This window comes from Amycolatopsis sp. cmx-4-54, assembly GCF_046548895.1.
GTDB lineage: Bacteria > Actinomycetota > Actinomycetes > Mycobacteriales > Pseudonocardiaceae > Amycolatopsis.
Window position 1 is genome coordinate 774,455 of record NZ_JAEBEJ010000001.1, and the last position, 12,286, is coordinate 786,740.

15 protein-coding genes and 1 pseudogene are annotated in these 12,286 nt (G+C 69.1%); 8 read left to right on the plus strand and 8 right to left on the minus strand.

All coding sequences use genetic code 11. The features are described 5' to 3' along the window. Nucleotides 1-13: 13 nt before the first annotated feature. Nucleotides 14-442: a nucleoside deaminase gene (locus tag ACLJQ7_RS03790; protein ID WP_410646729.1), complete on the minus strand. Its 429-nt coding sequence runs from the start codon at nucleotides 440-442 to the stop codon at nucleotides 14-16. After that, nucleotides 439-1,308, minus strand: a complete 870-nt coding sequence (locus tag ACLJQ7_RS03795) for an LLM class flavin-dependent oxidoreductase (protein ID WP_410646730.1) — start codon at nucleotides 1,306-1,308, stop codon at nucleotides 439-441. The genes ACLJQ7_RS03790 and ACLJQ7_RS03795 overlap by 4 nt, the downstream gene beginning before the upstream one ends. A gap of 93 nt (nucleotides 1,309-1,401) precedes the next feature. Between ACLJQ7_RS03795 and ACLJQ7_RS03800 the strand changes: the two genes are divergently transcribed. Next, complete coding sequence (locus tag ACLJQ7_RS03800; RefSeq protein WP_240598604.1) at nucleotides 1,402-1,848, plus strand: Lrp/AsnC family transcriptional regulator; 447 nt, start codon at nucleotides 1,402-1,404, stop codon at nucleotides 1,846-1,848. A 24-nt stretch (nucleotides 1,849-1,872) separates the two neighbouring features. Here ACLJQ7_RS03800 and ACLJQ7_RS03805 read toward each other — a convergent pair whose 3' ends face one another. Together ACLJQ7_RS03805 and rox are read right to left on the minus strand one after the other, a co-directional pair. Next, a complete protein-coding gene (locus tag ACLJQ7_RS03805; protein WP_410646731.1) occupies nucleotides 1,873-2,070 on the minus strand; it encodes a hypothetical protein in 198 nt (65 codons plus the stop codon). A gap of 90 nt (nucleotides 2,071-2,160) precedes the next feature. Continuing rightward, the gene (rox, locus tag ACLJQ7_RS03810; protein ID WP_410646732.1) at nucleotides 2,161-3,588 is read right to left on the minus strand and encodes a rifampin monooxygenase; all 1,428 of its coding nucleotides are present in this window, start codon (nucleotides 3,586-3,588) and stop codon (nucleotides 2,161-2,163) included. Between the two features lie 185 nt (nucleotides 3,589-3,773). Between rox and ACLJQ7_RS03815 the strand changes: the two genes are divergently transcribed. Both ACLJQ7_RS03815 and ACLJQ7_RS03820 read left to right on the plus strand, forming a co-directional pair. Then, nucleotides 3,774-4,448, plus strand: coding sequence for a TetR/AcrR family transcriptional regulator (locus ACLJQ7_RS03815; RefSeq protein ID WP_410646733.1), 675 nt, complete (start codon nucleotides 3,774-3,776; stop codon nucleotides 4,446-4,448). Further along, nucleotides 4,445-5,578 carry an FAD-dependent oxidoreductase gene (locus ACLJQ7_RS03820; RefSeq protein WP_410646734.1) on the plus strand — a complete coding sequence of 378 codons (1,134 nt, stop codon included), beginning with the start codon at nucleotides 4,445-4,447 and terminating at the stop codon, nucleotides 5,576-5,578. Before ACLJQ7_RS03815 ends, ACLJQ7_RS03820 begins: the two co-directional genes overlap by 4 nt. Here the strand turns inward: ACLJQ7_RS03820 and ACLJQ7_RS03825 are convergent. Then, nucleotides 5,569-6,159: a CGNR zinc finger domain-containing protein gene (locus ACLJQ7_RS03825; RefSeq protein ID WP_410646735.1), complete on the minus strand. Its 591-nt coding sequence runs from the start codon at nucleotides 6,157-6,159 to the stop codon at nucleotides 5,569-5,571. The two genes, ACLJQ7_RS03820 and ACLJQ7_RS03825, sit on opposite strands and share 10 nt — an antisense overlap. Nucleotides 6,160-6,257: 98 nt before the next feature. On the opposite strand from ACLJQ7_RS03825, the gene ACLJQ7_RS03830 reads away from it, so the two are divergent. Further along, nucleotides 6,258-7,025, plus strand: a complete 768-nt coding sequence (locus ACLJQ7_RS03830; protein ID WP_410646736.1) for an MBL fold metallo-hydrolase — start codon at nucleotides 6,258-6,260, stop codon at nucleotides 7,023-7,025. A 60-nt stretch (nucleotides 7,026-7,085) separates the two neighbouring features. Next, nucleotides 7,086-7,829, plus strand: coding sequence for a dienelactone hydrolase family protein (locus tag ACLJQ7_RS03835; RefSeq protein ID WP_410647002.1), 744 nt, complete (start codon nucleotides 7,086-7,088; stop codon nucleotides 7,827-7,829). A gap of 298 nt (nucleotides 7,830-8,127) precedes the next feature. Here ACLJQ7_RS03835 and ACLJQ7_RS03840 read toward each other — a convergent pair. Further along, nucleotides 8,128-9,261: pseudogene (locus tag ACLJQ7_RS03840) on the minus strand (epoxide hydrolase family protein); the annotation flags it as partial. Between the two features lie 81 nt (nucleotides 9,262-9,342). On the opposite strand from ACLJQ7_RS03840, the gene ACLJQ7_RS03845 reads away from it, so the two are divergent. Both ACLJQ7_RS03845 and ACLJQ7_RS03850 read left to right on the plus strand, forming a co-directional pair. Next, nucleotides 9,343-9,909, plus strand: coding sequence for a CGNR zinc finger domain-containing protein (locus ACLJQ7_RS03845; RefSeq protein ID WP_410646737.1), 567 nt, complete (start codon nucleotides 9,343-9,345; stop codon nucleotides 9,907-9,909). Next, nucleotides 9,909-10,601, plus strand: coding sequence for a methyltransferase domain-containing protein (locus ACLJQ7_RS03850; protein ID WP_410647003.1), 693 nt, complete (start codon nucleotides 9,909-9,911; stop codon nucleotides 10,599-10,601). Before ACLJQ7_RS03845 ends, ACLJQ7_RS03850 begins: the two co-directional genes overlap by 1 nt. Nucleotides 10,602-10,710: 109 nt before the next feature. Here ACLJQ7_RS03850 and ACLJQ7_RS03855 read toward each other — a convergent pair whose 3' ends face one another. After that, nucleotides 10,711-11,154, minus strand: coding sequence for a helix-turn-helix transcriptional regulator (locus ACLJQ7_RS03855; protein WP_410646738.1), 444 nt, complete (start codon nucleotides 11,152-11,154; stop codon nucleotides 10,711-10,713). Here ACLJQ7_RS03855 and ACLJQ7_RS03860 point away from each other — a divergent pair. Next, nucleotides 11,153-11,506, plus strand: a complete 354-nt coding sequence (locus tag ACLJQ7_RS03860) for a zinc-binding dehydrogenase (RefSeq protein WP_410646739.1) — start codon at nucleotides 11,153-11,155, stop codon at nucleotides 11,504-11,506. The two genes, ACLJQ7_RS03855 and ACLJQ7_RS03860, sit on opposite strands and share 2 nt — an antisense overlap. A 272-nt stretch (nucleotides 11,507-11,778) precedes the next feature. On the opposite strand, the gene ACLJQ7_RS03865 is transcribed toward ACLJQ7_RS03860, so the two are convergent. After that, nucleotides 11,779-12,171 carry a hypothetical protein gene (locus ACLJQ7_RS03865; protein WP_410646740.1) on the minus strand — a complete coding sequence of 131 codons (393 nt, stop codon included), beginning with the start codon at nucleotides 12,169-12,171 and terminating at the stop codon, nucleotides 11,779-11,781. Nucleotides 12,172-12,286: the final 115 nt, after the last annotated feature.

The following is a 12,286-nucleotide window of genomic DNA, read 5'->3' on the forward strand; positions in this document are numbered from 1 at the left end:
AGCCGTCAACCGCTCACGAGGTGTAGTAGCCCTCGACGGGCACGCGGGCCTCGTCGTACAGCGCCGGCCCCTCCAACCGAACGGGCGGTGCGGTGGCGGGCGGCTTGAGCGCGGTGACCTGCTCGCCGGAGAGAGCGAACACGACCCGGCCGAGGCCGGAGCGTTCGATGGCGCCCTGGCACATACCGCACGGCTGGCAGCTGGTGTACATGGTGGTCTTCGCGGCGACGGCGGATTCGAGTTCGCGGGCGGCCCACACGGCGAGTTTCAGTTCCGGGTGCAGGCTGATGTCCGATTGCGACACCGTGGTGTTGTGCTCCTCGGCCAGCACCGTGCCGTCGGGGCCGACGAGCAGCGAGCCGAAGGGCGGGTCGCCGTCCGTGCGGGCCTTCGCGGCCAGTTCGATGGCGCGGCGCAGGAATTTCTCGTCTTCTTCGGTCATCGTCGGTCCTGTTCGGTTCGGTAGTGGCCCAGTTCCCAGTGTGCGGCCACGGTCGCCAGTGCCTGCCAGGCGGCTTCCGGGCGGAGGGTCTCGTCAGGGTCGCCGGAGAACGGGTCGAGCACGACCGTCTCGGCGCCGAGGTGCCGGAGGCGGTCGAGGTCGTCGACGATCTGCTCGATCGTGCCTTCCCCGGCGGGGCGATCGGGTCCGGTGACCGGGCGTTCGGTGAGGTTGAGCAGGATCCTCGGGGCGAACGCGGGAGCCGGCCGCTCCTGCGCGTCGGCGATGGTCTTGACCCTGGTGAGCGCTTCGGTGAGCCAAGGGATGGTGGCCCGCAGCGGGTGCCAGGCGTCCCCGATCCGGACGGCGCGGCGGATCCCGGCGTCGCTGTTGCCGCCGACCCAGATCGGGATGTCGCCGGCGCGGTAGTCGGCGTCGTCGGCCCACGCCTTCCGGACGGCGTCGAGGTGGGAGTCGGTCAGCCGTCCTCGTTGCCCGAACGGGACGTCGAGGGCTTCGAACTCCTGCCGGGCCCAGCCTGAGGCGACGCCGAGCACGAGCCGTCCGCCGCTGAGCTGGTTCAGGTTCGCGGCCATGCGGGCGATGAGCAGCGGATGCCGGTACGGGACGATGAGCACGGTGGTGCCCAGCCGGATCCGGTCCGTCACGCCGGCGAGCCACGACAGCGTCGTGAACGGTTCGTAGAACGGCGCCGGGTACTGCTCGGCGACGTCTGGGGTGATGACGACGTGGTCGGACACCATCAGCAGGTCGTAGCCGAGGCCTTCGACCGTGGTGGCCCAGCCGCGGAGGATCCCGGGGTCGGTCCCCGGTCCGAAATTCGGGACATTGACACCTATTCGCACAGGTCAAGGCTATCGGCGAGGCCCGAATCCCGGAAAGGGATCTTTCCCGGCGTATGACCGTTTCCGCCGTGGATCTGCCGGTATTCTCCCGGGATGGCCGAGACTCTCGACGCGACGGACTGGGCGATCCTGGTCGAGCTCCAGAAGGACGGGCGCCTTCCGCTCACCGAGCTGGGGAAGCGGGTCAGCTTGAGCGCGTCGGCGACGACGGACCGGGTCAAGCGGCTGGAGTCGGCCGGGGTGATCACCGGCTATCGCGCCGAGGTGGATCTGGAGAAGGCCGGGTACGTGGTGCTCGCGGTGGTGCGGTTGAAGTACCCGGGCAGCAAGCACGCGCCGTTGCACAAGCTCCTCGCCGAGCGGACCGAGATCCTCGAATGCCTCCGCACGACCGGGGACGACTGCTATTCGCTGAAGATCGCGGCCCCGTCGATGGGACGGCTGGAGGAGATCGTCAACGAGCTCGCGCTATTCGGGAGCACGAACACCAACATCGTCTACAACCAGACGTTGCCGTACCGGGGGCCGCAGGGCCCGTGACCTCACCGGCCACGGGCCCCGGGGTCACGCGGTCTCCCAGACGACGAGGGTCGCGCCGCCCTGCTTCTCGATGACCGCGAGCGTGCCGTCGACGTTGAGCACGATCACCGGGTCCGACGCGGGGCTGAGTCCCTTCGCCGGCATCCCGCCGTTGATGAATCCCGGCTCCGCGGGCATTCCGGTCTCGGCGGTCGGCCCCGAAGCGACGATCGCGTAGTCCATCCCCCGGCATCACGTCGGCCATGGTCATCAACTCCTGTCGTGGCAGCGGATTCGGAACGCCCTCAGCCAATGACCGCCGTCCCCGGCTCGCTAGAAGACTTCGCCCTCTCCGAACCACCGGCGCAAGGCACCGACGAGCTCTTGCCGGTCTTCGCCCGCCCACGCCACGTGACCGTCCGGCCGCAGCAGGACGGCCGGTACGTCCAGGTCCTCGCTGACGTCGACGACGTGATCGACCCGGTCCGACCAGCCCTGAACCGACAGCGCACCGGTCTGGTCGAGCAGCAGACCCCGACCACCGCGGGTCAGTCCGTAGAGGTGTCCCTGTCCGAGATCCAGGTCCCGCATCCGGCGGCCGAGTAGTTCGTGGCCTTCGCCGAAGTCGTAACGGATCGCGGTCGCGGTGATCTTCTCGGTCAGGAACCGGCTCACGTTCTCGAACTCCATGAGTTCCGCCAGTAGCCGCCGGACCGCCTGGGAGCCCGGATCGAGTGACATCAGCTGCATCTGCGCCCGGGTGTTGTCCAGCACCGCGGCGGCCACGGGATGCCGTTCGGTGTGGTAGGTGTCCAGCAGGTCCTCCGGCGCCCAGCCGTCGACCGCGGCGGCGAGTTTCCAGCCGAGGTTGAAGGAGTCCTGGACGCCGAGGTTGAGTCCCTGCCCGCCGACCGGCGGATGGATGTGCGCCGCGTCGCCCGCCAGGAACACGCGTCCGGCCCGGTACCGCTCGGCCAGGCGGGTGGCGTCGCCGAAGCGGGAGAGCCAGCGAGGTGAGTGCACGCCGAAATCGCTGCCCGCGACGGCTTTGAGCCGGCGTTTGACCTCGGAGAAGGTCGGCGGGATCCTTGGGTCGTCGGCCAGGCCTTCGGCGGGCACGCCGACCCGGTAGACCCCGTCGCCGAGGGGGGAGAGGCCGAAGCGCAGCTGGGTCTTGCGGACTTCGGTCATCACGGCGAGCACGGTTTCCCAGTCCTCGGTCAATTCCATCTCGCCCAGCAGGGTTTCGGCGGTGGCGGGTTCTCCGGGGAAGCCGATCCCGAGGAGTTTGCGCACCGTGCTGCGCCCGCCGTCGCAGCCGACGAGGTATCGCGAGCGCAGCTTCGTGCCGTCGGCCAGTTCGACGTCCACCCCGTCGTCGTCCTGGCTCAGTCCCACCAGTTCGTGGCCACGCCGGATCTCGACGCCCACCTCGGCGGCGTGGTCGATCAGCAACCGGTCGGTGACGGTCTGCGGGATGCCCAGGATGTAGGCGTGCGCGCTGTCCAGCGGCGGCGCCGGTTTGACGATACCGGCGAACGAGCCGCCGACCGGGTACTTCGTTCCGTTCTCGAGGAATCGCTCCAGCAGGCCACGCTGGTCCATCACCTCGATGCTGCGCGCGTGCAGGCCCATGGAGCGGACGACCTTGGATTGCTCCAGGTCCTTCTCCACGACGACCACGCGGACGCCGTGCAGCCGCAGTTCGGCGCCCAGCATCATGCCGGTCGGGCCGCCGCCCGCGATGATCACGTCGATCAAGTGTTCCCCCGTTTGTCGAGCCAGTGCCGGTACGGCGGAGGATTCTGCGGCACCACCGGGGTCTTGCCGCAAGCCCCCGGGTGCGCTATATGTTGGAAGTGGCAGGAAGAGTCGATCTTCCTGCCATTGTCATTTTCACGCCTGCCGAACATGTTCGTAACGAACATGTTCGGTACTATGGTCGTATGGCACCTGAGAAGAGCCGCCGGGAACGACCGGCCAAACCCGCGCTGACCCGCGACGGCATCGTCGCCACGGCGGTCGCGATCCTGCGCGAGGAAGGCCTCCGGAAGGTCACGATGCGCCGTCTGGCGCAGGAACTCGACACCGGCGCGGCCTCGCTCTACGTCTACGTCCGCAACACCGCCGAGCTGCACGCGGCGATCCTCGACGAACTCCTCGGCACGATCCCTTCCCCGCCCTCTGACGGCGACTGGCGTGATCGGCTCGAACGGCTGCTCACGGCCTACACCGCGACACTGCTCGAATACCCCGGCCTCGCCCTGTCCGCGCTGGTGGCCCGCCCGAGCGGCGAGAACTATCTCGCGCTGTGCGAAAACCTGCTCGCCCTCCTCGCCGAGGGTGACGTGGCGCCCGAGCGGCGCGCGTGGGGGATCGACATCCTCCTGCAGCACGCGACGGCGACCGCGGCCGAGCATGCCGAGGAGGAGTCGCCGGAGGAGTGGGACGCGCTGGCCCGCGCCGTGCGCGACGCCGACGAAACGACCCACCCCCAGGTCGCCGCCCACGCGGCCGACCTGCTCACCGGAGCACCGGAGCAACGGATGTCGTGGGGACTGCGGGTGCTGATCACCGGAATCACCCACACCGGTCTCCCCGCCGAAAGGAACCTGGCATGACCACACACCACCCCATCGCGATCGTCGGTGCGGGTCTCGGTGGCCTCACGTTGGCCCGAGTCCTGCACGTCAACGGCATCGAGGCCGCGGTCTTCGATCTCGACGCCTCGCCGTCCGCACGCACGCAGGGCGGGATGCTCGACATCCACGTGGACTCCGGACAGGCCGCACTGCGGGCCGCCGGCCTCCACGACGAATTCCGGGCGATCGTGCATCCCGGAGGCGAGGCCCTGCGCATCCTCGACCGGCACGCGGTCGTGCATCACGAGGAGACCGACGAAGGCGACGGCGGACGCCCGGAGGTGGCCCGGGGCGATCTGCGTGACCTGCTGCTCGGTTCCCTGCCCGAAGGCACGGTGCGCTGGGGCGCCAAGGTCACCGGCGCCCACCCGCTCGGCGGCGACAGGCACGAAGTCGTCCTGGCCGACGGCACGAAGTTCACCACGGACCTGCTCATCGGCGCCGACGGTGCGTGGTCCAAGGTCCGGCCTCTGGTGTCCGCCGCCACACCGGCCTACGAGGGCGTCTCCTTCGTCGAAGTGCATCTGCACGACGCCGAGACCCGCCATCCCGCGAGCGCGGCACTCGTCGGCGGCGGCATGCTCTTCGCACTCGGTGCGGGCAAAGGGTTTCTGGCGCATCACGACACCGACGGCAGCCTTCACGTCTACGTCGCGCTGAAGACAGACGAAAACTGGATCGCCACCGTCGACTTCACCGACACCGCCGCCGCGAAAGCGGCCGTCCTGGACCACTTCGACGGGTGGGACGCGGGGCTACGAGCGCTGATCACCGACGCCGACGGCGAGCTGATCCCGCGGCCGATCCACGCGCTGTCGATCGGTCACCGCTGGGACCGTGTCCCCGGTGTCACCCTGCTCGGGGACGCCGCCCACCTGATGTCGCCGTTCGCCGGCGAGGGCGCCAACCTCGCGATGCTCGACGGCGCGGAACTCGGCCTCGCGCTCGCCGCGAACGCCGGCGACGCCGAAACCGCCCTCGGCACTTACGAGGCGGCACTGTTCCCGCGCAGTGAGGCGTCGGCCACCGAATCCGCCCAAAGCCTCATCCTCTGCTTCGCCGAGGACTCCCCGAAACCGTTGCTGGACCTGTTCGCGTCCTACCGCTGACCGACCGGCTGCGCGCGCCTGGCATAGGCGCGGGCGGCACGAGCCCGGTCGCCGCAACGCACGGAACACCACTGGCGCCGCCCATTGCGCAGGAAGAACCTCGTACACGGTGGCGACCCGCAGGCCGCGATCCGCTCCGCGTCCGGCCCGGTCAGCAGGTCCGCGGCGTTGGCGGCGAGCGTCGCCAACGCGTGCTCGACGATCTGGGTGATCGGATGGGACGCGGTGCGGTACAGCCCGCGGGCCGGGTCCCAGCGCAGGAGTTCCGCGGTGGGCGCCTTGCTCAGCGCTTCGTTGACGGCGTCGAGGGCGCTCTGCGGAGCCGGATCCGAGCACGACCTCGACGCGAGCAGCACCCGCACCTGCTCGCGCAACGACCGGACCAGGCCCGCGCACATTTCCCGCAGACCGGCGTCGACCGGGGCGAGCCCCTGTTCGGCGAGCCATTTCGTCGCGGCGGCCGGAGTGCCGAGCAAATCGGTGAACTGGCCGCCGGGCAACGCGATCGTGGTGTTGGCGAGGGCCAGCGCGACGTGCTGCTCGGTGCCCGGGGCCGGGGGAAGGGCAGCGGTGTCGTCCACGTTCACATCGTAGATCCTCACGGAAGTCGTTGCACTCTTCCGTGAGGATTGGCTAGTGTTCTCACGGAAGCAGAAACACCTATCCGTGAGGGAGAACGATGCATCAGCTCGGCGAACAGCTCTCGATCCAGGTCTCCGGCGGCCCGACCGCGGTGATCGACTACGGCGGCCTGCGGTTCGTGACCGACCCGACCTTCGACGAGCCCGGCCACTACGGGCGGCCGGACGGAAGACCCGGCCTCACCAAGACCGCGGCGGCCTCGCTCGACCCCGCGGACCTCGGCCGCATCGACGCCGTCCTGCTCTCCCACGACGAGCACCCCGACAACCTCGACCACTCCGGCCGGAAGCTGCTGGCGGACGTGCCATTGACGCTCACCACGCCCAGCGGCGCAGGCAGGCTGGGCGGCACCGCGAAAGGGCTGGCGACCTGGGAGACGGTCGAGCTCGAACGACCAGGCGGGGGAGTCGTGACCGTGACCGCCGCACCCGCGCTGCACGGGCCGGAAGGCTCGGAGAAGATCACCGGCGAGGTCGTCGGTTTCGTGCTCACGGGTCAGGGTCTGCCGACGGTCTACGTCAGCGGCGACAACGCCTCGCTCGACGTCGTCCGGCAGGTCGCCGACCGGTTCGGCCCGGTCGACACCGCTGTGCTCTTCGCCGGGGCCCCGAGGCTGAAGCCGGTCTTCGACGGCGCCCTGCTCGTCCTCGACAGCGCGCTGGCCGCCGAGGCGACGCGGATTCTCGGCGCCCGCACGGTCGTCCCCGTGCACATCGACAGCTGGGAGCATTTCACCGAAGGCCGCGACGACCTGGTGGCCGCGTTCACCGCGGCCGGACTGGCCGATCGGCTGCGGCTGAGCTGAACGCACGGAGCTTGATCGTCTACGTTCGGAGTCACACCGACGAGACAAGGGAGCATCACCATTCCTGGTACCACGCTGAGCATCCCCACCCCGGACGGCTCGTCCGACGCCTTCGCCGCCTTCCCCGACGGCGGCGGAACGCATCCGGGTGTCCTCCTGTACCCGGACGCGTTCGGGCCCCGCCCCGTCCTCTGGAACATGGCCCGGCAGTTGGCGGGGCACGGCTACTACGTGCTCGTCCCGAACGTCTTCTACCGGCACCGTCCGGCGCCCGTGTTCGACCTGCCCGAACACGTCACCGCCGAAAACCGTCCCGCGCTCTTCGGTCAGATCATGCCGCTCATCGAAGCGCACACCGCCGAACGCGCACTGAGCGACGCCGCCGCGTACCTCGACTTCCTCACCGCCCAGCGCGAGGTCGGCGACGGACCGGTCGCCACCATCGGCTACTGCATGGGCGCGGTCCTCGCGATGCGCACCGCGACCGCCCATCCAGACCGGGTCGCCGCGGTCGCGGGATTCCATCCCGGCGCCCTGGTCACCGACGGGCCCGACAGCCCGCACCGGCAGATCCCGGACCTCACCGCGAAAGTCCACCTCGGACTCGCCGAGAACGACATGACACCCGAGGCGATCACCGAGATCAGCCAGGCGTTCGACGCCGCCGGTGTCGGCTACAGCTGCGAGATCTACCCCGGCACCGTCCACGGCTTCACCATGTCCGACACCGACGCCTTCGACGAGGCCGGATCGCGGCGCCACTGGGAACGACTGCTCGCTCTTCTCGGGAGCACGCTGCGATGACCTGGCCCGAGAAGGGCACCCGCCGAGTCTCGCTTCGGAACGGGCAGTCTTTCCTGTGGCACCTCGATGCCGACTGGGAAACGACGACGCGTGATCCGCGTCAAGGAGGACGGCACCGACGGACAGATTCTCGTCCTCGACCCCTATCACCACGCGTTCCTGCCTACGCAGACGCAGGTCCGCCGTGCCATTCGTGACGCCTTCCGCGCCGGCTGGCAGCCCGCCACGAGACGACCGCCGCTCGAGATGAGCTTCGACGGCGAGCGCTTCGTTCCCTGAGAACCTCAGCGCCCCCCCCCGCGGCCAGCACCGCCGCGAGGCCTTCCCGCAGGTCCTCGACGAAATACCCGGGAACCTCCAGCGACGGGAAGTGACCCCCGGACTCGGGAGATCGCCACCGGACGATCCGCCGGTACCGCTCCCGCGCCCAAGGACGCGGGCATTTCTCGATGTCGCGCGGGTACATGGTGATCGCCGACGGGACGTCGACCCGGAGTCCGGGATCCAGCGAGTCGTGGCTTTCGTAGTAGATGCGGGCCGCCGACGCGCCGGTCCGCGTCAGCCAGTACAGGGTCACGTCGTCGAGAACGCGGTCTCGGGAGATCGTCTCGAACGGACTGTCTTCGGTGTCCGACCACTCGGCGAACTTGTCGAGGATCCAGGCGAGCAGCCCGACCGGTGAGTCGACGAGGGAGTAGCCGATGGTCTGCGGCCGGGTCGCCTGCTGTTTCGCGTACGCCGCGCGACGGCCCCAGAAATCACGGGTCTGCTCGGCCCACTCGCGCTCGGTCGCCGTCAGCCCGTCTGTGGACAACCCGGGCGGGCCCTGCGCGAACGTCGAGTGGATCCCCAGTACGTGCTCCGGGAACCGGCCGCCGAGCACCGTGGTGATATTGCCTCCCCAGTCGCCACCGTGGGCCACGAACTCGCCGTAGCCGAGCCGTCCCATCAGCTCCACCCAGGCGGCCGCGATCTTTTCGGTCCCCCACCCGGTGGTGGCAGGTTTGTCGCTGTAGCCGAATCCCGGCAACGACGGAGCCACGACGTGGAACGCCGGCGCGTCCACGTCCTCCGGATCCGCGAGCACTTCGATCACGTCGACGAACTCGGCGACACTGCCCGGCCAGCCGTGCGTCAAGAGCAGGGGAATGGCATCCGCACGCGCGGACCGGCGATGCAGGAAGTGGATCCCCAGACCGTCGATGATCGTGCGGAACTGGCCGATCCGGTCCAGACGCTCTTCGAACGACCGCCAGTCGTAGCCCGTGCGCCAGTAGTCCACGACCTCGACGAGGTCGGCGAGCGGAACGCCCTGCCCCCAGCGGGGGACCGTCTCGGCTTCCGGTAGCCGCGCCGCGGCCAATCGTGCCCGCAGCTCGTCGAGTTCGGCCTCCGTCGCGCGGCTTTCGAATGCTTGCACCTCGTCGGTCATGGGACCTCCTGACATTGTGGAACCGGCTAAGACGGTTCTAACAGCTCCGGCCGATGGCGCGCAACCGGCTAAGCTGGTTCCATGTCTCCTGAGTTTCCCGACTTCCGCCTCGGTAGCGTGCTGGCGACCAGCTTCACGGCGACTCTGACGGAACGTCATGGCGACGCCGTGGAGCGCATCCCCACGCCGCAACGGCTCGTGGACTGGCTGACCGTGAACGGTCTCGACGTGGACTCCTGTACCACCGCCGAGCTGGACCTCGCCCGTGAGCTGCGGGAAGCGATTCATGCCGCCGCGACAGCGACCGCGCTCCAGGAAGTCCTCCCGGCGCCTGCCGTCCGGGTCATCAACGAGCACAGCACCCGGGGACGGGCTTCGGCCGTCCTGACGCCCGAACGTGAGCGGCGATGGCGGGTTTCCGGCGTGGAAGACGCCCTCGGCGTGATCGCCGCCGACACGATCAGCCTCATCGCGGGCGAACGTGACGGGAGATTCGCCTTGTGCGCGTCACCGACTTGCCGGGCCGCCTTCTTCGACGCCAGCCAAAGCCGCACCCGCAGATGGTGCGACATGAACACGTGCGGGAACCGGCAGAAGAAAGCGCGGTTCAACGCCAGCCACCGCAAGAACCCCGGGTCGGCCCCGTGATGGAGAACGACTACGACGATTTCGCCGAGGCATACGCGGCCGAGAACGAGAACAGCCTGATCAACGCCTACTACACGCGGCCCGCGATTCTGGACCTCGCCGGGGAAGTGACCGGCAGGCGGATCCTCGACGCCGGCTGCGGCGCCGGACCCCTGTTCGAGGCACTGCGGGAGCGGGGCGCCGTCATGACCGGCTTCGACGCCAGCGCCAAGATGCTGGAGCTCGCCCGGAAACGGCTCGGAGACGACGCAGACCTCCAGGTCGCCGACATCGGTGCCCCGCTGCCCTATCCCGACAGCGCCTTCGATGACGTCATCGCCGCTCTCGTCCTGCACTACCTCGAAGACTGGGCCGCGCCGCTGGCCGAGATCCGGCGCGTACTGAAACCCGGCGGCAGGCTGATCATTGCCGTCAATCATCCGCTCCTCTTCAAGCTGGTCCATCCCGGCTCCGACTACTTCAAGACCGCCAAGTGGTCCGACGAGAACACGTTCAACGGCCAGCAGGCCCTGCTGACGTACTGGCATCGGCCGCTGCATGCGATGACCGACGCGTTCACCGCGGCGGGCTTCCGGACCGCCATCATCAGCGAGCCCCCTCCGGCGCCGGGCGCGCACGAGCGCTTCCCCGAGGAACTCGCGGGCAAGACCGCCTTCTTGAGCTTCCTGTTCTTCGTCCTCGGGGCCGTCTAAGGCTGGATGTTCTGACGCCCTCAAGAGCGTCAGTCGGCGTCCTCGCCGTCAAGCGGGGATACGCGGCAGGGTCCGAAGGCGACCGCGTTCCCGAGGACGACTTCGCCACCTACCTGCTCAAGGCACTCGAAGAACTGGGCGCCGCGAGCGCGTCCCTGAGAAGCGACCGGCGGTACCTGCCGGGCGGGGTCTCGTACTGGCGTTTGAACGCCACGGCGAAAGCGAATTCCGACTGGTAGCCGACGGCATCGGCGATGGAGCTGAGCGGCGCGCCGGACTCGCGCAGCAGCCGGGCCGCCGTGGTCATCCGCCACCAGGTCAGGTAGCGCATCGGTGGCCGGCCGACCAATTCGGTGAACCTCTTGGCGAACGGGGCCCTGGACAGACCGGCGAGCGTGGCGAGCGACGCGACCGTCCACGGATGGGCCGGTTTCCGGTGGATGGCGTGCAGCGCGGCCGCGACGCCCGTATCCCGCAACGCCGTCGCCCAACCGGTGCCAGGCCCGGTCCGGGCGCCGTCGAACCAGGCCCGCAGGGCGTAGAGCAGCAGCATGTCCAGGAGCGCGGGAATGGCGGCGTCGCTGGGGGACGCGCTCGACGGTCAAGTCGATGTCGTCCTGAACCTCGTCGGTCTCGACGAGCCGCGGAGCACGGCGTTGGCCGCGCTCGTCCGGCCAGGTGGCCGCATCGTCTCGGTCACCAACGAATTCGAGACGCCGATCGCCGAGCGTGTCGTCGCCCGTAACGACTCCGCTCATCTCGTCGAACTGGTGGCCCTGGTCGACAGCGGCACGATCACCGTCGAGGTCACCGAACGGCACGGGTTCAGCGCGCTCACCTCCCTGCACCGCAGAAGCGAGGCGGGTGGCATCCGCGGCAAGATCATCGTCCAGCCAACGGCCTGACCAGGTAAAACGCTTTCAGATCGCCGCTGAGCGCCTAATCGGGGTCGCCTGGTGCCTTCGCCCCGGGCTTCTCCGGTCTCTCGACGGCACCTTTCGCGCTCTTCTCAGGGGTACTCAGTCATAAGGGGTATTATCACGGTGCACCTCTACCACTTTGGTTTCGCGCTCGAAACGCGCGAAACAAGTTACGCGTATCGCGTTAACGGGCAAAACGGACAGCTTTCTAGAGGTGAGTGAGAAGGTGTGGCCGCGGAGCGTCGATGGGCGCTGGTTCAGGGGAGGACGTCGCCGAGATTCTCCAGCCCCTCGCGGATCCCGTCCTCGATGCGCCGGTACGTGTCCGCGCCCGTGACCAGGCTGTCGGCGATGCCACCGACCGTGTCCACGCTCGCCGTGAGCCGATCGGCGGTGGCGCTGAGGTGCTTAGTCAACGCGTCGCTGAAGGTGGCGGCGGCCGGAACCTCGCCGAGCAGGTGCGACGCCAGTTGCAGCCGCGACGTCGCAGTCGCCGCGGCGCTCAACGTCGACGTCGCGCCGTCCAGGACGCCCGCGGCACCGACCAGCGAATCGGGATCGGTTTCGTACCCGGCCTCGACGGGAGAGAGCGCGCCGTCCGGGTCGAGCCCCAGTTCCTCCAAGGAGATCCTGGTCAGCTCGTGGACCACGGCCCTCTCGCGAGGTGCTCGCCGGGCTGACCAGGGCCCTGCGGTTGCCGGATGTGGAGCGTGATCACCTGCACCACCTCGCCGGCGCGCCGCCGGGACCACCGCCAGGTCCGTC

Bases quoted from the DNA above. Each gene is read 5' to 3' on its own strand.
- ACLJQ7_RS03805 (WP_410646731.1), bottom strand. From the start codon at position 2,070: ATGGACTACGCGATCGTCGCTTCGGGGCCGACCGCCGAGACCGGAATG.
- ACLJQ7_RS03850 (WP_410647003.1), top strand. From the start codon at position 9,909: ATGGAGAACGACTACGACGATTTCGCCGAGGCATACGCGGCCGAGAAC.
- ACLJQ7_RS03820 (WP_410646734.1), top strand. From the start codon at position 4,445: ATGACCACACACCACCCCATCGCGATCGTCGGTGCGGGTCTCGGTGGC.
- ACLJQ7_RS03790 (WP_410646729.1), bottom strand. From the start codon at position 442: ATGACCGAAGAAGACGAGAAATTCCTGCGCCGCGCCATCGAACTGGCC.
- ACLJQ7_RS03815 (WP_410646733.1), top strand. From the start codon at position 3,774: ATGGCACCTGAGAAGAGCCGCCGGGAACGACCGGCCAAACCCGCGCTG.
- ACLJQ7_RS03855 (WP_410646738.1), bottom strand. From the start codon at position 11,154: ATGCTGCTGCTCTACGCCCTGCGGGCCTGGTTCGACGGCGCCCGGACC.
- ACLJQ7_RS03830 (WP_410646736.1), top strand. From the start codon at position 6,258: ATGCATCAGCTCGGCGAACAGCTCTCGATCCAGGTCTCCGGCGGCCCG.
- ACLJQ7_RS03800 (WP_240598604.1), top strand. From the start codon at position 1,402: ATGGCCGAGACTCTCGACGCGACGGACTGGGCGATCCTGGTCGAGCTC.
- ACLJQ7_RS03845 (WP_410646737.1), top strand. From the start codon at position 9,343: ATGTCTCCTGAGTTTCCCGACTTCCGCCTCGGTAGCGTGCTGGCGACC.
- ACLJQ7_RS03860 (WP_410646739.1), top strand. From the start codon at position 11,153: ATGTCCAGGAGCGCGGGAATGGCGGCGTCGCTGGGGGACGCGCTCGAC.